Here is a 22001-nt window from a genome sequence, read left to right as displayed (position 1 = left end):
AGCTTATTTTTGTACTTTTAAATAAAACATAAATATACTCTAGAAAACGCAGTACCGCAAGTTTTCTAAAATTAAAGCCTAAAAAATGTACAGCAGAGAAGAATCACAAAAAATTAAAAGAGAATTTTGGGTAGCTTTTGCAGAAAAATATCCTCGCAAATGGGTGCTTTATGATACAAAGATTAAAGACTTCTCTTTTAAATTTTATGTTGATAACAAGAAGGCTCAGGTTTTAATTGATATTGAACATAGAAGTGATGAAAAGCGTACAGCTTACTTCGAAAAAATAGAAGCTTTAAAAAACATTCTAGAAGAAGAATTTATTAAAGATTTGGTTTTTGAAAAAAATTACACTCTAGAAAGCGGTAAAACAATCAGCCGAATCTGGGTCGAAAAAACGGGTGTTGGTTTTAGCAACCGAAATAACTGGGATACAATTTTTGATTTCTTTAATGAAAATATGCATGCTTTGGAAATGTTTTATTTAGAGTATGATGAGTTTATTAAGGATATTGATGTTTTATAGAAAAAGGTTCTGAGGCTTTTAGAGATTAAGGTTCAAAGATTTTATATATAACAAACCCGGCAGATTTTAGAATCTGCCGGGTTTACTATTTTATACCGTAAAAATATTATAAACAATAATATGGTCATCGTAATTAATATAAAGCTGTTTACGATAATCCTGCTTTTTACGTGTTATAATGGAAAGTTTGCATTCTCTGCCGTCGTTGTCTTTGCACACAAAAGAATACACAATATCGGTATCATTCTCTTCACGCTCGATATAATCTAAAATACTAAAAAGCTGGATTTCCTGTGAATAAACAACGATTCTATGTTTATTTGTATCTAAAACAACGGAAAGATTTACTAAATCCAAATTGGACCATTCGCCCCATTTCCCTCTTTCATTTTTCTCTAAAACGCTAAATCCTGAGGTTTTAAAATGATAAGACTGACTTTGAGCCTGCTGGAATCCAAATACCAGAAAAAGTATTACTATATAGGTGCGTAAAAAATTCATAGATATTTTCTTGCGGATAATTAAAACTCAAAAGTAGTCTTTTCTTTGCATGCGACTTCAAATTCGGCGATCATTTGTTGAATAATTTCTTCAACTGGTAAAATTTTATGAATCAACCCTGCCACTTGTCCAATCTCAAGTTCGCCTTCATCCAGATCGCCTTCAAACATACCTTTTTTAGCTCTTGCACGACCTAAAAGCTGTGCTAATTCTTCTTTTGAAGGGCAGTGTTTATACAATTCCTGAACGTCTTGGTAAAACTTATTTTTGACTAATCTAACTGGAGCTAATTCTTTCAATGTCAATTGCGTATCTCCTTCTTTAGTATTAACTATAGTTTCTTTAAAATTATTGTGTGCAGAAGATTCTACAGAAGCTGCAAAACGACTTCCAACTTGAACACCATCGGCACCCAAAATCATTGCAGCCAGCATTCCTCTTCCTGTTGCAATTCCACCCGCGGCAATTAAGGGAATCTGAATTTTTTCTTTCACCATCGGAATCAAAGTCATCGTCGTGGTTTCTTCACGTCCATTATGTCCTCCAGCTTCAAAACCTTCCGCCACAACAGCATCTACACCTGCATCCTGTGCTTTTAGGGCAAAAACACTGCTGCTTACCACATGCACTACTGTAATCCCCTTTTCTTTTAAAAATGAAGTCCAAGTTTTAGGATTTCCTGCAGAAGTAAAAACAATTTTTACGCCTTCTTCAATCACGATATTTATGATTTCTTCAATGTTTGGGTATAACATTGGAATGTTGACACCAAATGGTTTGTCCGTAGCTTTTTTACATTTTTGGATATGTTCTCTCAAAACTTCTGGATACATCGAACCTGCGCCAATAAGCCCTAAACCGCCCGCATTACTCACTGCCGAAGCTAATTTATATCCGCTGTTCCAAATCATTCCGCCTTGAATAATTGGATATTTTATATTAAAAAGTTGTGTGATTTTATTCATTCAAATAAATTATTGCTTGATTAGCTTTCCTGTTTTATGCAGATTATCAGCATCAAAACTATAAAAATAGAGTCCGCTTTGTAATGACTGCAAAGAGAGAATTGGATTGGAATTATTAATCTTTTCTTCAATTAATTTTTGGCCTAACACCGAATAAATAGTGACAGAGGCTGTGTTATTTTCGGTTAAAAAAGAAAAAGAAACTTCATTTTTAACAGGATTTGGATATACAGCAAAAGAAGCTTCTGCAACAAAATCATCAACACTTAAAGTCGCACCGAAATTCGGAATTCCGTAACCGTAATTATTATCCGGGTTTGTGAATCTGTCAGAAGAAGCCAAAATCATTTGTCGAATTTGTTTATTGGTTTTAGTTGGAAACGCCTGCCATAAAGAGGCTGCCATTCCAGCCATTATCGGACAAGAAAAAGATGTTCCATTTGCGGTTCCAATATTTCCGTTTGGATCAGAGACTACTGAAGCCACGCCTTGCGCCATTATATCTGGTTTTATTCTTCCGTCATAACTTGGTCCAATCGAACTTGAACTAGCCCTCACTTTAGTAGCATTAACAGAACCTATTGCCAATACCGAAACTGCATCAGCTGGAGAGCCAATATGTTTTTCAACCTGAATTCCTTCATTTCCAGCAGAAGCCAAAACTAAAATCCCTTTACTAAATGCTGTTTCTGCACCACGCGAAATGAAATTGGTAATTCCATTCATATCGCTGTAAGTATGATTGTATCTAGACTCGTCGCGATCACCAAAGTATCCTAACGAAGTAGTAATTATATCGACTCCTAAAGCATCTGCTTTTTCGGCAGCTTCAACCCAAAGCGATTCTTCTACCGGATTTTCTAAAGCACCAATTTCTGTAATAAAAAGATAATAAGAAGCATTTGGAGCTGTTCCAACTAACGAATTTTCTTTGTAACCGCCCATTGTAGAAAGCACCTTTGTCCCGTGATCACTGCCTGTGTAGAAATTTGCATTTCTTGTTGTATAATCATAACCGCCTAAAATTCGGTTATTATTTCTAAGATTCTCAAAAGGCTGTGCTGTGTTTACGCCTGGAAAACCACCATCAAAAACTGCAATAATTTTTCCTTCTCCAGTAAAATTCTGCTGATGCAAAATTTGTCCGTTCAGCATCTGAATTTGATTTGCAGAATTGCCATACGAATAATCTATTGCCGCCTCCAGCTTATTGAGACCTTTAGCTGTTTTAGTTTCCGAAACTTTTTTGGCTGTAGTGTTTAAAGTTTTATCAGCAAATTCTATTTTCTGGACAAAAGGCAATGTTTTTAATGCATTTATGTTTGCCTGAGTTCCCTGAATATGAAGTGCATTCAACCATTTGGACTGCGCCATAACTGTTATACCGGCACTGGATTTAATTTGGCTTACATAAGTAGTTTCCAAAGGAGCATCTGTAATATCTAAAGCGATATTTTGATTGGTTCTTCGATCTAAAGCTTTCTGAGAAAGTTCTGTCAACGGATTATCAAAAAACAACTGCGCATTCGGTTTTCCGTTAAAATAAACCCACGCATCTTCTTGTGCAAATACCGCAAACGAAAGAAGTAATAAAAGGAAAGTAAAGTTATATTTCATAGCGTACCTTTGAGGAATTTCTTCCAAATAAGGTATAAAGCTAAGAAATTACTCCCGAACCAACTAATTCATTTTCTAAATACCAAGCAACAAATTGTCCTTCTGTAATGGCAGACTGTGCTTCTTCAAATTCAACGTACATTCCATCTTCAAATTGATGCAGAATTGCTTTCTGCAATGGCTGACGGTACCGAATTCTAGCCATCACTTCCATTTTCTCACCTGCTTTCAAAGCCAAATCTTCTCTAACCCAGTGTACTTCAGATTTTCCAACAAAAAGTGCTTTTTTAAATAATCCAGGATGTAAACTTGACAAACCTGTATAAATAGTGTTCGTTTCAACATCTGTAGCAATTACAAATAATGGATCTGTAGTTCCTCCAACATTCAACCCTTTTCTTTGCCCGACAGTAAAATAATGCGCTCCTTGATGTTTGCCCACTACTTTTCCCATTGTTGGAACGTAGTTTAACTTTTGAGATTCTAATTTTAAATTTTCTTCTAAAGAAATTCCAGCTGGTTTTTCACCAACATAAATAGCATCATTTTTATCAACTTGAACAATTTTACCTTCTTTAGGCTGTAATTTTTGCTGTAAAAATTCTGGAAGGCGAACTTTCCCTATAAAACATAATCCTTGAGAATCTTTCTTTTCTGCGGTAACCAATTCCATTTCGGCAGCGATTTCGCGCACTTCTGGTTTTGTCAAAGCACCAATTGGAAACAACGCTTTAGACAATTGCTCTTGTGACAACTGACATAAAAAATAAGATTGATCTTTATTTACATCATTCCCAGCAATTAATTGATAAACTGTTTTTCCGTCAACTTCGATTTCACTTTTTTGGCAGTAATGCCCAGTCGCAACATAATCTGCTCCAAGACTTAGAGCGATTTTCATAAACACATCAAATTTGATTTCGCGGTTACAAAGTACGTCAGGATTTGGAGTTCTTCCTTTTTCGTATTCGTTAAACATATAGTCAACGATTTTTTCTTTGTATTCTTCGCTTAAATCAACAGTTTGAAACGGTATTCCAAGTTTTTCAGCAACAAGCAACGCATCATTACTGTCTTCAAGCCAAGGACATTCGTTAGAAATAGTAACCGAATCATCATGCCAGTTTTTCATAAAAAGGCCAATAACTTCGTATCCTTGCTGCTGCAGTAAATAGGCTGCAACACTAGAATCTACTCCACCTGAAAGTCCAACAACTACTCGTTTCATTTTGAAATGTTTAATTTTTTAAGGTTGCAAAGGTACGCCAAATAATAGAAAATCGCACAAAGGTTTTCATTACTTTAAGCAATCCCGCAGTAGATAAAACTTATTACTTTTTTAAGTACATTTAATCTTCAATTTCAATAGAATGAAAAAATACATTTACAGCCTACTTTTCTTGTTCGTCTTAACAACTTTAAGTGCGCAGCGATTTGTTTCGTCTCTTCCAAACTACGAAGCTTACAAAGCATTTAGAGGAAAACCTTTGTCTGATAAATTTTCAAATATCGAATCGGTTAAAGTTATTTATGACTTGCGAAAACAGAAGATGTATTATTTCAACAGTACTCTTATTTTACTGCATTATGATTTTGTAACAGGTTATTTGGGTTATAATCAAGATCTCGATGTTTTTAACAATAGAAACTATAGCAACACAGAAAAAGACAGGGATTTTCTGCTCGGAAATTTAAATCACATTAAAGGAACTGAAAAATGGATTTTCGAACTCGCTGCTTCTGATCATATGCCAATTCCATTAATTGAACGATTTTTCAATTTAGTCAAGAACTCCACTTTTATCGGGCAGAATTTAAAATTCTATTTGAATAATCCTGAAATGATGGAATGGTCTCGGCAAGATAAATTTTCAATTCCCTGCGTGAAATCAGATTATATTTTTAATGAAATTAAATACCAAGAAGTTGTTGGTGGCAGCAACGTCGGAATTCTAAAAAAATATAAAATCAAAGAATTAGAAACATTGAAACCTAATTCAGATGAAATTATCATTGTGGATGGAACACCTGATATCCTCCCAAATGTACGAGGAATTATTGTAAATGAACTTCAAACTCCATTGAGCCATTTGGTTCTATTAGGAAAAAACAGAAAGATTCCGATAATGGCTTATACGGATATTGAAAAAGATAACAATATCAACAAACTGCTTTCTAAAAAAGTAGAATTAAAAATTGAAGTTGATACTTTTTTCATCAAAGAAACCACCAAAAAAATTCCAACAAAATCTGCTGGAAAAAAGAAAAAGCTAGTTATAGACAATAGCGTTACAGAATTGGTCAATCTATCTGAAATTCCAAAAAAGGGAATTAATTATATCGGTTCGAAGGCGCAAAACATGGCGTATTTAATTGCAATTTCTAAAGAAATTCCGTTTAAAGTTCCAGAAAATGCACATGCTATTCCGTTTTACTATTATACAAAGCATATTCAGAATCCTGCCATTTCTCCATTAATTGCAGAGCTTTTAGCTTCCTCTCAAAAAGATTCCACGGTTTGGGTTAATAAACAGCTAAAGAAAGTTAGAGACGCTATCAAAAAAGAACCTATTGATCCTGAATTAATATCAAAATTGAATATGGCTTTTAAAGACGCCAAATTTAAAAACTTCAGATTTCGATCTTCTACAAATGCAGAAGATCTGGATGATTTTAATGGCGCTGGACTGTACGATTCTAAAACAGGAATTCTTGGTGACAGCATCAAAACATTCGAAAAAGCTATAAAACAAGTTTGGGCAAGTGTTTGGAATGAAGCTTCATACAACGAAAGAGAACTTTTTGGAATCGACCAGCAAAACATTGCTATGGGAGTTTTGGTTCATCGTTCTTTTCCTGATGAATTGGCAAATGGCGTAATAATCACAAAAAATATATTCAGAGAAAACTTTCCTGGAATTACGGTTAATGTTCAAAAAGGAGAAAATTCTGTTGTGAAACCCGAAAAAGGCGAAATCTGCGAACAGTTTGTTGCTTATCATTTTAATGACGGAAAAGACGAAACAGATTTTGATATTGATTATACTTCAAACTCCAATTTGAATAATAATGAACCTTTATTGAGCAGAAAAGAAATGAGTAATTTATATACTGTCAGTAAAAAAATCGAAACCAAAATGTATCGTTATTGGCGTAAAAACCAATTTCATCCGGTAGATATTGAGTTTAAGATTGTCGGCGAAAAAAGAGATCTGTATATTAAACAGGTTCGCCCTTTTAATGATTAATAAAAAACCAATAAGTCTATTTCGTTTGCAGCGGTGTTGATTAAGACAATTCTAAAATCAAAATCCTCTATTTTAATTTTCTGCTGAATTGATTTTCTAATTACTTCTGAATTTAAAGAAAAACTTTCGTCAAGCGGAATTTTAACATCGACTGAATTTAAGTATTTGGAAGCTTTTTTATTGACAATAATTGAAGCGATAACATAAAATCCGATTATGATAATTTGAAAAAACAACAGCAGTTCAATCTTTTCAAAAGGATACATGATATCTAAAATCGATAATGTAATTGTCGCAAAAAGAAAGATTACAGCATTTACGGTAAAAGACTGCGTTCTAAATCGAAGTATCGAAAAAATCGCAAACAATCCAAACCCAATTCCAACTCCGATTTCTATTTTGGTAAAAAGATAACACAGTGAAAATGTACACAACCCAACAATTACCATTAATGGATTTATGGTTGCATTATCCTTTCTATTGGAGAAAAAATACAAAACCAAAATTGAGAAAAACAACAGCAGAAATCTTCCTAAAAGTTCGCGTAAATCCATTGGTTAGAATAAATTGGTTACCCAAATGTAAACAATTTATTCTTTTTCTTTTTTATTTTGAATGAAGTAATTACAAATGTATTAGATGACTATTTTTTGGGTGCCGGCCCTTTTTCAGAAGCTTTGTTGGTGTTTTTTGGATCACTCATATTTACTTCTTTGACCAATTTTCCTTTTTGATAAAACTGCCAAATTCCTGCTTTTTTACCATTTACGAATTTGCCTTTAGAAGCAACAGATTTATCTGAATCATAAAAAACAGCATCACCGTTGTATTCGTTATTTTTAAAATTCGACTCTTCCAAAAGTGTTCCATCCTGTCCCATCTTTTTGTAAGCTCCTTCTTTTAAACCATTTTTATACATCATCTCCTCTGCCACTTTTTCATTAGGATAATAAATGGTTCGCAAGCCTTCAAGCTTTCCGTTTTTATAATTTTCAACAGTCATCAAAACTTTAGAAGCTTTGTGGTAATATTTCCATTCGCCTTCACGAGATTTTCCAACTTCTTTACCTTCGCTTACCTTGTTTTTATTCTGATCATAAAAAATAGTATACGAACTTCCATCATTGGCACTAAAATCCCTAGTAGCGATAACATCTCCTTTTTTGGTATCATCAAAAAATTTGAAAATCCCCGTTTCTTTTCCGTGACTAAAAGTTCCTTCATAACGAGGTCGCTTAGATTCGGTGTAAATTCCTTTCCAAAGCCCATCTTTTTTACCGCTTGCATCTACCTTGTTAGATTCTTGTGAATAAGCCGCAATACTTATTAAAAACAAAAGCAAAAATTTTTTCATAATCTATTTTTTCTATATAACAACAAATATTGAGTTTTATTACAAAAATATAACCATTTTAAGGATAACAAGAGCCTTTTAAGCAAAAAATATGATTTAACATTTTTAAGGCTATTCCCACTAATTAAAAAGCACTAAACTCATAATTAACTAAAAACCAATAGAATAAACAAAAGTTAAATAATTACTAATTTTAATAAATGTTTAATTATTTTCTTTTTTCGTTAAACAAAAATAGATAACTTAGTAGTAACAAACACAAAAAACTATATTATGAAAACAATCAAAATTAAATTAATTGCTTTATTAGCATTAATCGCTTTCGTCAGTATTTCATGTAACAACGATGATGATGATAATGATTCACAACAACCGCAAACAATTGTGGCGATCGCGAAAACAAATCCTAATCTTAGCTCACTAGTTGCAGCTTTGGAAAAAGCAGATTTGGCTGCCACGTTGAACTCTTCTGGTACCTACACCGTTTTTGCACCAACGAATACTGCTTTTACCGCTTTTTTACAAGCAAATGGATATGCTAATCTTAACGCAGTTCCTGTTCCTGCTTTAAAAGAAATTCTATTGAACCACGTTTTAAGCACAAAGGTAAAATCCTCTGAAATAGCTACTGGATATGTAAAAACTTTAGCTAAAGGAAGTGCTTCAACTTCGAACACTATCAGTATGTATCTGGAAAAAGGCACAGGAGTCGACATTAACGGCGGGAAAACAAATGGAGGTGCGATGGTAACTACTGCAGATATTGAAGCTTCTAATGGTGTTATTCACATAGTAGATGGCGTTATCGGATTACCAACAATTGTAAACCATGCAGTGGCCAATAAAAACTTTACCACACTGGTTGCTGCTTTGACATACAATGCCTCATCTGGTTTTGCTGCAACTTTATCAGGAACTGCAAATTCTCCATTTACTGTTTTTGCTCCTACAAATGCTGCTTTTACAAGTTTCCTAACCGAAACTGGTTTTTCGGGTCTTCCTGCTATTCCTGCTAATGTTTTAGAAACTACTTTAAAATATCATGTAGTTACTGGTGCAAATGTTCAATCATCTGCTTTAACAAACGGACAAGTGGTAAGTACTTTTGCCGGTCAAAATTTTACAGTTAACTTAACTGGCGGTCCAAAAATTACTGACGCTAGTAATAGAGTCAGTAATATTATAGCAACAGATGTGCAATGCTCAAATGGAATAATTCATGTCATTGACAAGGTTTTATTACCGAAATTTTAGATAAAACTAATTGTAAAAAAACCGTCTCGTTAAAAAACGAGACGGTTTCTTTTTATATACTAAAAAAGTATTATTTCTTTTTATTCTGAGCTTTTGCAGCTTCTTGCTGTTCCATTACATCTTGAAGACGCTGTTGAAACTTACTTGGTTTCTTAGGCTCTCTTAATTTATTTTCTTGAATCTGAGCGTGAATTTTTTCGCTGTCTACGATGTAGTTTTTAATCACGAACATAATACCGATTGTAATTAAGTTTGAGATAAAGTTATACAAACTTAAACCTGCACCATAACTATTAAAGAAAATTAACATCATTAATGGCGAAACATAAATCATGATTTTCATCATTTTTGCCATATCCGGCATACCTTCTTGTTGAGGCGCTGCCATTTGCTGATCTCCAGATGTCATTTTCATGTAGAAGAAAATCGCAATTGCCGCCAAAATTGGAAACAAACTGATATGATCTCCATACAACGGAATAGTAAATGGTAATTTTACAACTGAGTCAAAAGATGATAAATCGTCTGCCCAAAGGAAACTTTTTTGTCTTAATTCAAAAGCCGCTGGGAAAAACTGGAACGATGCATACATAAAAGGAAGCTGAATCAATGCTGGGATACATCCTGCCATTGGGTTTACTCCTGCTTTGTTGTACAGTTTCATTGTTTCTTGCTGTTTCTTCATTGGGTCTTTTTTGAATTTTTCTCCCAACTCTGCAATATCAGGTCTTAAAACTTTCATTTTAGCCTGAGACAAGAATGACTTATACGTAATTGGCGACATGGCCAATTTGATAATAATTGTAAAAATAATGATTGCGATTCCTAATGACAATCCAATTGTTGAGCTTAAAAACCCAAATAACGGAATAAAGATAAATTTGTTAATCCATCCAAAAATTCCCCATCCTAAAGGAATGATTTTTTCGAAATTCTTATCGTAAGATTTTAATGTTTTGTAATCAGCAGGACCAAAATACAAACTCATTTTGTAATCAATCTCACCATTTGAGAATGCTAAAGGTAAATTTGCTCTAAACTGTTTTGTAAAAACAGTGTCGATTTTTTCATCTTTAACTAAATCATCAGATTGTAATTTTGAAGTTTCAAATGGTTTCTCCGTAGCTAAAATAGTCGTAAAGAAGTGCTGCTTGAAAGCTACAAAACTTACTTTTTCTGGAGTTTCTTCTTTTCCTTGTCCGTGAGAACTTACGTTACTGTATTTTGATTCGTTGTATTTGTAATCAATTTGAGCATAACGATTTTCGTAAGAAATACTTTTTTCATTTCTATACGTTTTTAAATCCCATTGTAAATCAACTGGTTTAGCAGAATTTAAAACTCTGTTTAAACCTTGAGAACGAATATCAAAACCAACTAAATAAGTCGTTTGGTTTCAGAATGTATTTGTACTCTAAAAATTCATTTGCACCTGCTTTTAAACGCATAGATAAAACTTGATCTGCACCAATTTTTTCTAATGTTGGTTCAAAATACAAATCTTTAGAATTTAACGTTCTATTGTCTGTAGTAAGAAGCTGTAAATTTAAGTTTGAATTATTGTTTTTGATTAATTCAACTAATTGACCTGAACCTTTTTTAATTTTTTCGAATTCTTTTAAAGTAGCCTCAACAATATAACCACCTTTATTAGCGATTTTAAGTTTAATCTTTTCGTTTTCGATTGTAGTAAAAGCTTCTTTCGCAGAAGGAAGTGTTGCAGAATAAGCAAATCCGCCTAAAGTTTTTTGCAATTGAGCTAATTGTACTGTGTCGCCAGGAGTTACCGCTGCAGCTGGTAATGATGCTGTTTTAGCTTTATCCGCTTTTGCTTGTGCCTCTTGTTTAGCAACTAATTCTTTCTTGGCTTTTTCAGCAGCAATTTCTTTATCAGAAGGCTGATTTTGGTACATTATCCAAATCAAAATTCCAAATATCAATACAAAACCAATGATTGAATTAAGGTCAAATTTTTTTTCTTCCATTATTTTTAAAAAAAGTTATTCGTTTGAGGTTATTAGTTATTCGTTTGATTAAAAAGTTACACCTCTTAGAATGAATTATTATTTTTTATGCGCATTTACCGCAGCTGCCACAAAGTTTACAAATATAGGATGCGGATTTGCAACTGTACTTTTGTATTCTGGGTGATATTGTACACCAATAAAGAATGGATGGTTTTCAAGCTCAACGATCTCGACTAAACCTGTATCCGGATTTACTCCAGAAGCTTTTAAACCAGCTTTTTGCAATTCATCAGCATATTTATTATTGTACTCATAACGGTGACGGTGACGCTCCGAAATAGTTTTTTCTCCGTAAATTTTGTGTGCTAAAGTGTTTGGTTTAATATCACATTTCCAAGCACCTAAACGCATTGTTCCACCTTTATCGGTAATTGTTTTTTGCTCTTCCATTAAATTCACAACAGGATGAGGCGTTTTATCGTTCATCTCTGTAGAGTTCGCATCAGCATAACCTAAAATATTTCTAGAATATTCGATAACAGACATCTGCATTCCTAAACAAATTCCGAAGAAAGGAATATTGTTTTCACGTACATAACGAACTGCTTCAATTTTTCCTTCAATACCTCTTTCACCAAAACCTGGAGCAACTAAAACTCCGTCAAGACTTCCTAATTTTTCTTCAACATTATCTGCATTGATATGCTCTGAGTGAATAGAAATTACGTTTACTTTTGTTTCGTTTGCAGCTCCTGCATGAATAAACGCCTCTAAAATAGATTTGTAACAATCCTGCATTTCTACATATTTTCCAACCAAACCAATATTTACAGTTTGTTTTGGATTTTTTAATCTTTTTAAGAAAGTATTCCAGTTTTTAAGGTCTGGAGATGCTTTTTTAGGTAAATCTAATTTCTTTAAAGCCACAACATCTAATCCTTCTTCAAGCATTAAATTTGGAACTTCATATATAGTAGAAGCATCAATTGACTGAATAACTGCTTCTTTTTTCACATTACAGAACAAAGCTAATTTCTGGCGTAATTCCTGAGATAATTCATGCTCCGTTCTACAAACCAAGATATCTGCTTTTATACCGCTTTCCATTAAAGTTTTAACAGAGTGCTGTGTTGGTTTTGTTTTTAATTCGCCTGCTGCAGCCAAATAAGGAACTAATGTCAAGTGAATAACAATTCCGTTATTTTCACCTAATTCCCATACTAACTGACGAACAGATTCTATATAAGGTAAAGATTCGATATCACCAACAGTTCCACCAATTTCAGTAATTACAATATCATAATCGCCAGATTTCCCTAGCAATTGCATTCTGTCTTTGATTTCGTTTGTGATATGAGGAACAACCTGAACTGTTTTTCCTAAAAACTCTCCTCTTCTTTCTTTTTCAATAACCGAAAGATAAACTCTTCCTGTAGTAACGTTATTAGCCTGAGAAGTAGGAACGTTTAAGAAACGCTCGTAATGTCCTAAATCTAAGTCTGTTTCGGCTCCATCATCTGTCACATAACATTCTCCGTGCTCATAAGGATTTAGTGTTCCTGGATCAACATTAATGTATGGATCAAATTTTTGAATAGTTGTACGGTATCCTCTTCCTTGTAACAATTTTGCCAAAGATGCCGCGATAATTCCTTTTCCTAATGAAGAGGTCACACCTCCTGTAACAAAAATATATTTTGTTTGATTCATTCTGTTGTTGTTTGTAAGTAGTTGTGTAAAAAACTTGGCAAAAGTACAAATTTAATTAGACAATTTGAACATTAGACTTCTTAGATTTTTAGAATTTTAGATTGCAAGATTTTTGGCTTTTTCAAATCAAAAGAAAACTATTCAATATATTAACCTTTATCTATCTTTTATCATTTTTTCAAAGAATAAAACCAAAATTTTATCCAATTATATAAAAATCCAACAATCTAAATAATATCTATTATGGCTTTGGATATTGCTTCTTTATATTGCGAATTAATTCTTCTAACCCATTCAATTTCAATTCGTAAATCAATTGCAGCTGCTGTCCAAGCTCTCCTTTTGGAAAACCTTTATTATGATACCAAACGACGTAATATTCTGGAAGATCAATTAAAAATCTGCCTTCGTATTTCCCGAAAGGCATTTTGGTGTGTGCTAATTTGATGAGAAGTTTTTTGTCTTGTTCCATTTTTTTTAAAGAAAAAAGAAGCAAGAAGAAAGAATATAGATTTTCTCTCTTCTTGCTTCATAGGTACAAAGCTATTATTATTTTTCTCTTTTGCCACAGATTAAGAAATAGTTTTCAGTCTCGGTCTCTGTTTACAGTTAAAAAAAGAAGCAAGAAAAAAGAATATAGACTCATTCTTTCTTCCTGCTTCTTATCGCGTACAAAGCTATTTATTTTTTACCACAGATTAAAATAATTTTCTAATCTGTATATTTTTTTGCCACGAATTTCAAGAATTCACACAAATTTTTTTATTAGTGTAATTCGTAGCGAAAAAAAACTTAGAATCTTAGTATCTCAGAACCTCAGCCTCTTAGTAATGCCATCTCACAAAAGCTTCCATCGCTGCATAAGTTGCTAAACCTAATTGGTGATACAAAGCTGCTGTTTCGCGGTTTCTGTCTTCTGCTCTTTGCCAGAACTCCCTTGCATCTGTCCCTTGGAAAACAACTCCGTCTTTTTGAGATTGGTGTTTGAAGATTCCATGACGTTTTTCTAAAACCTGATCTGGACTCATTGGAACAGCCATTTCAACTTCGTCAATCCCCCATTCCTGCCAAGCTCCACGGTATAACCATAACCAGCAGTCGTTCATAAATTCTTTTGGTTTTAAAACTTTTACAGCTTCAAAAATGGCATCTAAACAAACTTTATGTGTTCCGTGCGGATCTGCTAAATCTCCAGCAGCATAAATTTGGTGCGGTTTAATTTTTTCGATTAAATCTACAGTCAATTGAATATCTTCTGGTCCAATTGGTTTTTTCTCAATTGTTCCTGTTTCATAGAAAGGTAATTCCATAAAATGAATCTGGCTATCTGGCAGACCAACAAAATGGCTCGTTGCTCTCGCCTCTCCTTTTCTGATCAAACCTTTGATGTAACGAACTTCAGGAATATCAATTTCACTGTTCTTTTTATTCTCTAAGAATGTTTCTGCTTTTTTATAGATATTATCTGCCTCTTCACTTTTGATCCCGAATTTTTCATTGTAATCAATTACGAATCTTGCAAAACGAAGTGCTTCATCATCTGCAACTGCAATATTTCCAGATGTTTGGTACGCTACGTGTACTTCGTGCCCCTGCTCTTGCAGACGCATGAAAGTTCCTCCCATACTGATAATATCGTCATCTGGATGCGGACTGAAAATCAATACACGTTTTTTAGCCGGCTCTGCTCTTTCTGGACGATTTGTGTCGTCAGCATTTGGTTTTCCACCAGGCCAACCTGTAATTGTGTTTTGTAATTTATTGAAAATCTTAATATTGATGTCATAAGCCGGACCAGAATCTGCTAATAAATCGCTCATACCATTTTCGATGTAATCTGCATCTGTAAGCATCAAAATTGGTTTTTTAAGATCTAATGCCAATCCTAAAACCGCTTTACGAGTTAATTTATCTGTCCAAACAATTTTTTCAACCAGCCAAGGTTTATTAATTCTTGTTAGTTTAGAAGAAGCTTCTTTATCTAAAACAAATACTGCGTTGTTATGTTCTTGCAAAAATGACGCTGGTACTCGGTTTGTAACTTCGTCTTCAACAGATTTTTTTACAATGTTTGCTTTTCCTTCTCCCCAAGCCAATAAGATTACTCTTTTAGCTTCCATGATTTTTTTCACTCCAAGTGTAATGGCAGTTCTTGGTGTATTATTTAAACCAAAGAAGTCTTTACTTGCCGCAACTCTTGTAATATGGTCTAATGCAACCAAACGAGTTTTAGAGTTTTGAAGCGAGCCAGACTCGTTAAATCCGATGTGTCCGTTACCTCCAATTCCAAGAATCTGTAAATCGATTCCGCCTAGAGCTTCGATTTTTGCTTCATATTCATGGCAATAATCTGCGATTTGTTCTTTTGTTAAAAGTCCGTCTGGAACGTGTGCGTTTTCTGGTAAAATATCAACATGATCAAACAAAAGTTCTTTCATAAAACGAACATAACTATTGATTGAATTTGGCTCCATTGGATAATATTCATCCAAATTAAAACTAATTACGTTTTTGAAACTCAAACCTTCTTCTTTATGCAGACGAACCAATTCTGCATACAATCCTTTTGGAGAAGAACCAGTTGCTAATCCTAAAATACAAGGTTTGCCTTCTTTTTGTTTTGACTGAATTAAAGCTGCAATTTCTTGCGCTACTTCTTTTGAAGCATCTGTTGAGTTTTCAAAAACAACTGTATTAATGTTTTCGAATCTTTTCTCGAAACCTGTTGCTTTGTCGATTTTACTTTTTAACATGATATATTAATTTTTATTTTTGTTCAACTATTCCATTTCCTGTATTTATGTCCTTTTACAGCATAAAACAAAATCATTATATAAGAAGGTAATAATATTAAATAAGCTACCTGATTGCCGCTTCTAGATACGTTTTGCATATTTTTTGCAAGATTTACAGCATTCACACTTTCAGTAATCATTCCATAAAATAATGGAAAAACTGCTCCACCGATAATTCCCATAATCAAAATTGCGCTTCCAATCTTTGTGTAACCGCCCAAATCCTGCAAAGCCATTGGCCAGATTGCCGGCCAGCACAAAGCATTTGCTAATCCTAAAAGTGCTACTAAAAGAATTACCAATGGTATTTGTGGAATTCTAGGAAGAGTAACCAATATTTTTGGCGAAATCAAAACAATTGTCAAAACCAGTATAATTCCTAAAATTCCTGAGACTTTTAAAGCTGTAACCTGCGAAACATATTTAGGAATTAAAACGATCCCAAGTACATATCCAATAACCATTGCCGACATGGTAAAAGAAGTTAATTTTAGATAAAAATCTCCATTATTACCATAGACTCCAAGCTGTTTTCCAAAACCTCCAATGGAGTCTCCTGCTAAAACTTCTGCTGATAAATAAAGCATTAAAGTAATTACTCCTAAAACTAGCTGAGGATGTTTAAATGCGTTTTTGATTTGTTTGAAAATGTTTAAATGAGATACATTTCCTTCTTCATCAAGATCAATTTCTGGCAAAGGAGAAAATTTTACCAAAAAAGCTAAAACTGTTATAATCAACCCCATATAAAGATACGGTCTTTGCAGTTGCAATGCAAGTGAATTTAAAGCATTTGTCTTGGACACCTCATCCATTAAAGCAATTTTGTCTGCCGTAAAGTCCTTCATATTAGACAAAACCAGAACTGTAAGTACAAGTGGCGCTACAAATCCTGCTACTTTATTGGCAATACCCAAAACGCTGATTCTGGCCGCAGCACTTTCTCTTGGTCCAATTACCACAACATATGGATTTGAAGCTGTCTGCAAAACCGCTAAACCAGTTCCCATTACAAACAGCGCTAATAAAAAGAAGAGAAATGTTCGACTTGCAGCAGCAGGATAAAACATAAATGCTCCAGCAGCGATGATTAATAATCCTAAAGAAATTCCATTCTTATACCCCACTTTTTCAATAATATAAGAAGAAGGAACTGCCATTACAAAATAAGCAATATAAAATGCAAAAGTCACAAAGTAGGCTTGAGAAGAAGTTAGTTCGCAAGCCAATTCAAAAAACGGAATTAATGGTCCGTTCAGCCAGGTTACAAATCCTAGAATAAAGAATAGCAAGGTTAAAATTACCATTGGAACAACGGTATTCTTTTTTTCTAACTGTAATGTACTTTGAATGTTTGTCATAATTTTTGGGTTGATTGGTTATAGATTTAGTTATTTCAAAATCTAAATTAGAATCAACGCTTTAATTACATTATGCGTAATTTATGCAAATATCTGCATTTTTTTTGCAAAACAAAAGTAGTACATTAATTTTCCTTAATCTCTAATTTAGATATGAATATTTTGTTAATTTTTGGTATTCCAATTTAAATCAGGGTAATATTTTGCCAAATACGCTTTTACATCGGCAATATCTTCTTTGGCAGTTAGGTCTGGAACATGCTCAGAAAACGGAATTCCGACCGTTGTATTCGGATTTTCTTTAACTGAGTTTAAAAGTACTGTTGGTAATTCCTTCTCGTCACGCTCTGGATGAACAGGGCAATTTTTAAGATGTATATATAAGGTCTTGCCGTTAAACTTAAAAGCATTCATGCTTACTCGTATTTTTCCTTCGCTGTCTTTGTATTGTTCCAAAAGATCTTCAGAAGGTTTTTCCAAAATATCCAAAAGCTGATTATTCTTATCTAATTTTGCAATTGCAAAACGCGAAATACGTTCCTGCGGAAATTCCATTGCATCTCGGTCATAACTAATAAAGGCATTCGGACTTTCGGTTTCTCTTAAAGCACGAAGAGCTGCTGCCGAATACAAGTTATCACTATTACAAACTGAATAAAATTGAGAATTGAGCTCTGGATATTGTTCTACTGCCTGAAACAGTGCATCTGCAGTTCCAAAAGGTTTTACTCTTCCCTGTGGAATATATTGTACAGCAAACGAAATATTAAGGCCGTGGAAATCATTATTTTTAATTTGACTTCCGTAAAACTCCTTAAATAATTCGCCTTGTTCACCTATTATAATATATATGTTTTTGTAACCAGCTTTTTTTGCATTCCATAAAAGATAATCTAATAGAGGCCTTCCGCTTGCTCCTACTCCAATTAAACCTTTGCTTCTTTCATTTGCCTGCGCTACTTCTTCAGCAGATAAATTATTTAATACGGCTTCTTTTTTCATGCGTGAAGAAGCTCCACCTGCTAAAATCACTAAATTGTCGTGCATCTTATTTAAATTTCAATATTATCAATAATTCGTACTCCAGGATCAACATGTACTGCGTAAGCTTCTTCTGCCCCAGCGTTTAATATTGCTTCTATTACTACGTCTTCTTTTTTAGGATCTGCAATCACTACAATACTGCCGCCGCCGCCAGAACCTACAATTTTTGCACCGTATGCTCCTGCTTTCAAGGCTGCATTAATCATAGCATCAATTCTTGGAACTGTAATTTTTAGCAGATCCCGCAAGATTTCATGATGTCCATTCATTAAAGCACCAATTTTCTGAAGATCTAAAACTGGTTTTTCGAATTCCTTTAATGCTTCTTTAGTATAATGGTAATTTTTGATGGCCGCTTCAAAATAGGGAATCAAACGATCTGGCAGACAATTTCGATACTTATCCAAATCTTCTATTTCTGATGTATTGAGATCAAAATCAGGATAGTTTTGTTTTACGATATCAATTGCCATTAAAGCATTTCCTTTCAACTCGCCAATTAAGCCAATTGTTTCTTTGGGAACTCCAGAAACTCCTGTTATTAAACCTTTTAATCCAGTTCCGATCACATCGAAGGAAAAAGGCTTTTTGGTATTAATATAAACGATATTTCCAACTCCAATACTAAAATGATCCATCATTCCGCCAGGTTCTCCATGTTCTAAAACTTCAGATTCGTATCCTAATTTAGAAAGGAATTCGGGCGTAACTTCGTGATCGATTCCAAAAGCTTCAATCAAAAATCGAATCCAAGCCATTAATAAAGCAGAAGAACTGGAAGTTCCTGAATTAATTGGAATATCTCCAGTAATTGTTATAGTATAGCCCGTTGTAGGTATACAGCCGTATCTGCGCAAAACACGCAGCGAGGATGCAAAATAATCTCTAGGTTCTAATTTTTCGAAAGATGCATGAATATCTATTACTCGAATTTCGTTTATATCGATCATATTTAGAACAAACGATTCTGTCTGATTTTCTTTGGCAATTAATTTAATATTTCGATCTATGGCGCAGGCTATAACTGGCAGTCCTAAATAATCTTGATGATCTCCAAAAAGACAGGTTCGGCCGGGAGCTAATGAAGTAATTTTTCTCACTTAAGAACTTTGTATTAAAACATTGTAATCCAATAAATTACAACATTATTAGGTTATGGTTTTATTTTAAATTTTCGGTTTTGATTCTACGAAACTATATATTATATTTTTATAAAACAAGAAAAAACAAAAAAATGTGCTCGAACACACTAAAATAATGTTCTCGAGCACACAACATGAATTCTTCTAAAATTTTTACGTTTATTAAATCAAAGTTTTTATATTTGCTTATATGGATAAAAAGTACACAATTAAGGATATTGCGCAAATGGCTGGAGTTTCTAAAGGAACTGTAGATCGCGTGCTGCATAATAGAGGAAAAGTTTCTCCTACGGCGCTAGAAAAAATTAATGAAGTGCTGAATGTCATTGATTATGAGCCCAACTTAATTGCTCGAAATTTAAAAAACACAAAGGTTTACCGCATTTGCGTTTTACTTCCAGATCCTGAAATTGATCCGTATTGGCTTCCTTGCGTTAACGGAATTCAAGATGCTGCAGCAGAATTTAAAGCGTACAGTGTCGTAATTCAAACTCATTACTTTAATCCAGAAAGCACCAAATCTTTTTTAAAAACCCACGAGGCAATTATTGCTCAATCACCAGATGCTGTTTTGCTGGCTCCGCTGTTTCATAAAGAAACTATAGAAATCATCAAACAATATGATGAGTTGGGAATTATGGTAAATACTTTTAATAACCAGGTAGAATCTTCTTCTATTAAAAGTTTCGTCGGACAGGATTTATACAAAAGCGGCCGTGTTGCTGCGAGTTTAATGAATTTGATTTTGCCTAAAGGCCAGATTGCGATTATTCATATTGATGAAAGTCTTAAGAATGCTGTTCACATGCAGGAAAAAGAAAAAGGTTTCAGAAGTTATTTTGATGAAAAAAAACTTTCTGATTTCTCTTTGCTTACACTGAAACTCAAATATTCTAATATCGAAACTAAATTTGCTGCTTTTATAGAAGAGCATCCAGATTTAAGCGGTATTTTTATTACTACTTCTAAGGCTTATCAAATTGCCTCTATTCTATCTACTTTAGAAAATAAAAAAATAGCCTTAATTGGTTACGATCTAATTGAGAAGAATGTCAATTTTTTAAATCAAGGTCTTGTTCACTTTTTAATTCACCAAAATCAAAAAAGACAGGCTTATTTAGGAATCAGTACTTTGGCAGAACATTTTATATTTAGAAAAGATATCCCAGAAACAATTTTGCTTCCTATCGATATTATAAATGTCGAAAATGCTTCTTTTTATGTGTCTTGATTTTTTTTCTAGGGGCAAAGATAAGGCTCAAAGGTGCAAAGTTTGAAGGTTTTAATCTCGCAAAGGCGCAGAGTCGCAAAGGTTTAATTTGAAAAGGCTTTATCTAAAATATTTATTGTTTTTGGCTAAAGCCTTTTCGAAATTGCAATAAATTAATTAAAAAATCTACTAATATCTGCTTACATCTTTTAAAATCTGCGTGAATAAAACTTTACAATTCCGCGAGATTAAAACCATATTTATTCTGAAGTCAAAACAAACTTCCCAAAAGATGAAGCAACATGAAAATTGGGTTCTGGAGTGTTTGGATTTACCCAAGTAATCCAAGTTGGTTCATAATTTTGATTTTCGTCTTTAGAGAATTTCGCTCTATATACTCCTGTTTCAATACTATTATTATGAATTAAATCTAGTTCTTTTAAAGATGCTATGCTGATTTTCCCGGCAACGGTAAATGATGTTTCATCTTTTGAAGAATATAATTTAATATGTTCTTCAGGCCATTTCCATTCGTAATCAAATTTTTTATTGGGGCGTGCTTCAAAATCTAACAATCTTGTTGAAGGATCAATTTCTAAACAGTAATACGGATCTATAGCATCGTTTTGACGAAAAAACAGCTCAACGCGATCAGAATTGCAGATACTGTCCACACTATTGTCTTTTGTATCGATATAAACACCTGTATCAAAAACTCTGAAATGAAAATAGAAATTTTGCTGATCCCAAAGAGCTCGAAATTCAATTTTTGAAAATGTTTCCGTTTTCCAAGGAGACGAAAAATCGGTAAGACAATTTGCCTTTTTCCAGAAAAGTGGATCTAAAATTTCGACTTCATTTATTTGATTTTTATCTATTAAAATTACTTGATATTCTTTCACAATTTTGACTCTAAAATTTTGTTAATTCTTAATTCTTAAAAAGTCAAAATGACCATAAATTCAGTTTACGATTTTGGCTTTTTTCGAGATGACCAAGATAGTTTAAAATTGAAGACAAAAACACTCCTCTTTTTACAAATAAAAATCAGATTTTCAGTCTGTAAAACTCATCAGAAAAGACTGCTTAATTTTTATGTTTTTTGAATCATGATTGCGAAATTCATAAGTTTTTAAAAAATCGTCATTTATAATTCAAAAAAGCCTCAATTTACTATGTATGCTTATTCTTTAAATATTTTAAAAAAATCACATCATTTTAAGTCAAAAAAAACGTTTCGCACAATTTTATGTGCTCGAGAACATAAATTTTGTGTGTTCGAGCACATTTTTTGTGTTTTTTCTTGT

The 22001-nt window shown here is 33.4% G+C and carries 17 protein-coding genes and 1 pseudogene; 4 read left to right on the top strand and 14 right to left on the bottom strand.

What is annotated here, in order from left to right; all coding sequences use genetic code 11:
* Window positions 1–85 precede the first annotated feature (85 nt).
* Window positions 86–526, top strand: coding sequence for a DUF4268 domain-containing protein (locus QE431_RS06450; protein WP_057118817.1), 441 nt, complete (start codon window positions 86–88; stop codon window positions 524–526).
* 90 nt (window positions 527–616) lie between these two features.
* Here QE431_RS06450 and QE431_RS06445 read toward each other — a convergent pair whose 3' ends face one another.
* Genes QE431_RS06445 through mnmA form a run of 4 tightly spaced genes read right to left on the bottom strand, consistent with a single transcriptional unit; the run spans window position 617 to window position 4837 of the window.
* A complete protein-coding gene (locus tag QE431_RS06445; protein ID WP_057118822.1) occupies window positions 617–1027 on the bottom strand; it encodes a hypothetical protein in 411 nt (136 codons plus the stop codon).
* 20 nt (window positions 1028–1047) lie between these two features.
* On the bottom strand, window positions 1048–1992 hold the full coding sequence (locus QE431_RS06440; protein ID WP_134140844.1) for a nitronate monooxygenase family protein: 945 nt from the start codon (window positions 1990–1992) through the stop codon (window positions 1048–1050).
* A gap of 9 nt (window positions 1993–2001) precedes the next feature.
* On the bottom strand, window positions 2002–3609 hold the full coding sequence (locus QE431_RS06435) for a S8 family serine peptidase (protein WP_134140843.1): 1608 nt from the start codon (window positions 3607–3609) through the stop codon (window positions 2002–2004).
* Between the two features lie 40 nt (window positions 3610–3649).
* Window positions 3650–4837, bottom strand: a complete 1188-nt coding sequence (gene mnmA, locus QE431_RS06430) for a tRNA 2-thiouridine(34) synthase MnmA (protein ID WP_373428852.1) — start codon at window positions 4835–4837, stop codon at window positions 3650–3652.
* A 142-nt stretch (window positions 4838–4979) separates the two neighbouring features.
* On the opposite strand from mnmA, the gene QE431_RS06425 reads away from it, so the two are divergent.
* A complete protein-coding gene (locus tag QE431_RS06425; RefSeq protein WP_307293948.1) occupies window positions 4980–6857 on the top strand; it encodes a PEP/pyruvate-binding domain-containing protein in 1878 nt (625 codons plus the stop codon).
* Here the strand turns inward: QE431_RS06425 and QE431_RS06420 are convergent.
* Both QE431_RS06420 and QE431_RS06415 read right to left on the bottom strand, forming a co-directional pair.
* Complete coding sequence (locus QE431_RS06420) at window positions 6854–7411, bottom strand: DUF4956 domain-containing protein (protein WP_307293945.1); 558 nt, start codon at window positions 7409–7411, stop codon at window positions 6854–6856. The genes QE431_RS06425 and QE431_RS06420 overlap by 4 nt on opposite strands.
* An 89-nt stretch (window positions 7412–7500) precedes the next feature.
* Window positions 7501–8211 carry a toxin-antitoxin system YwqK family antitoxin gene (locus tag QE431_RS06415; protein ID WP_057118835.1) on the bottom strand — a complete coding sequence of 237 codons (711 nt, stop codon included), beginning with the start codon at window positions 8209–8211 and terminating at the stop codon, window positions 7501–7503.
* 273 nt (window positions 8212–8484) lie between these two features.
* Between QE431_RS06415 and QE431_RS06410 the strand changes: the two genes are divergently transcribed.
* Window positions 8485–9465 (top strand): fasciclin domain-containing protein, encoded by a 981-nt coding sequence (locus tag QE431_RS06410; RefSeq protein WP_307293943.1) that lies wholly within the window; start codon window positions 8485–8487, stop codon window positions 9463–9465.
* A gap of 70 nt (window positions 9466–9535) precedes the next feature.
* On the opposite strand, the pseudogene yidC reads toward QE431_RS06410, so the two are convergent.
* From yidC to QE431_RS06375, 7 genes and pseudogenes are all read right to left on the bottom strand, one after another.
* Window positions 9536–11450, bottom strand: a pseudogene (yidC, locus tag QE431_RS06405) (membrane protein insertase YidC).
* Window positions 11451–11528: 78 nt separating this feature from the next.
* Complete coding sequence (locus QE431_RS06400) at window positions 11529–13142, bottom strand: CTP synthase (protein WP_057118841.1); 1614 nt, start codon at window positions 13140–13142, stop codon at window positions 11529–11531.
* Between the two features lie 241 nt (window positions 13143–13383).
* Window positions 13384–13614 carry a DUF3820 family protein gene (locus QE431_RS06395; protein WP_057118843.1) on the bottom strand — a complete coding sequence of 77 codons (231 nt, stop codon included), beginning with the start codon at window positions 13612–13614 and terminating at the stop codon, window positions 13384–13386.
* Window positions 13615–13966: 352 nt separating this feature from the next.
* Window positions 13967–15895: a glucosamine-6-phosphate deaminase gene (gene nagB / locus QE431_RS06390; protein ID WP_057118845.1), complete on the bottom strand. Its 1929-nt coding sequence runs from the start codon at window positions 15893–15895 to the stop codon at window positions 13967–13969.
* A gap of 23 nt (window positions 15896–15918) precedes the next feature.
* Window positions 15919–17298, bottom strand: a complete 1380-nt coding sequence (locus tag QE431_RS06385) for a sugar MFS transporter (RefSeq protein ID WP_307293937.1) — start codon at window positions 17296–17298, stop codon at window positions 15919–15921.
* A gap of 165 nt (window positions 17299–17463) precedes the next feature.
* Window positions 17464–18345: a sugar phosphate nucleotidyltransferase gene (locus tag QE431_RS06380; protein WP_307293935.1), complete on the bottom strand. Its 882-nt coding sequence runs from the start codon at window positions 18343–18345 to the stop codon at window positions 17464–17466.
* Window positions 18346–18350: 5 nt separating this feature from the next.
* On the bottom strand, window positions 18351–19442 hold the full coding sequence (locus QE431_RS06375) for a mevalonate kinase (protein WP_307293934.1): 1092 nt from the start codon (window positions 19440–19442) through the stop codon (window positions 18351–18353).
* Window positions 19443–19674: 232 nt separating this feature from the next.
* Between QE431_RS06375 and QE431_RS06370 the strand changes: the two genes are divergently transcribed.
* On the top strand, window positions 19675–20715 hold the full coding sequence (locus QE431_RS06370; protein WP_057118854.1) for a LacI family DNA-binding transcriptional regulator: 1041 nt from the start codon (window positions 19675–19677) through the stop codon (window positions 20713–20715).
* 239 nt (window positions 20716–20954) lie between these two features.
* Here QE431_RS06370 and QE431_RS06365 read toward each other — a convergent pair whose 3' ends face one another.
* A complete protein-coding gene (locus tag QE431_RS06365) occupies window positions 20955–21596 on the bottom strand; it encodes a carbohydrate-binding family 9-like protein (protein ID WP_307293932.1) in 642 nt (213 codons plus the stop codon).
* Window positions 21597–22001 lie beyond the last annotated feature (405 nt).

Origin of the sequence: Flavobacterium sp. SORGH_AS_0622 (genome assembly GCF_030818825.1) — a bacterium.
GTDB lineage: Bacteria > Bacteroidota > Bacteroidia > Flavobacteriales > Flavobacteriaceae > Flavobacterium.
Note: the sequence above shows the minus strand (reverse complement) of the source record. Positions and strands in the feature narration are given on the sequence as shown.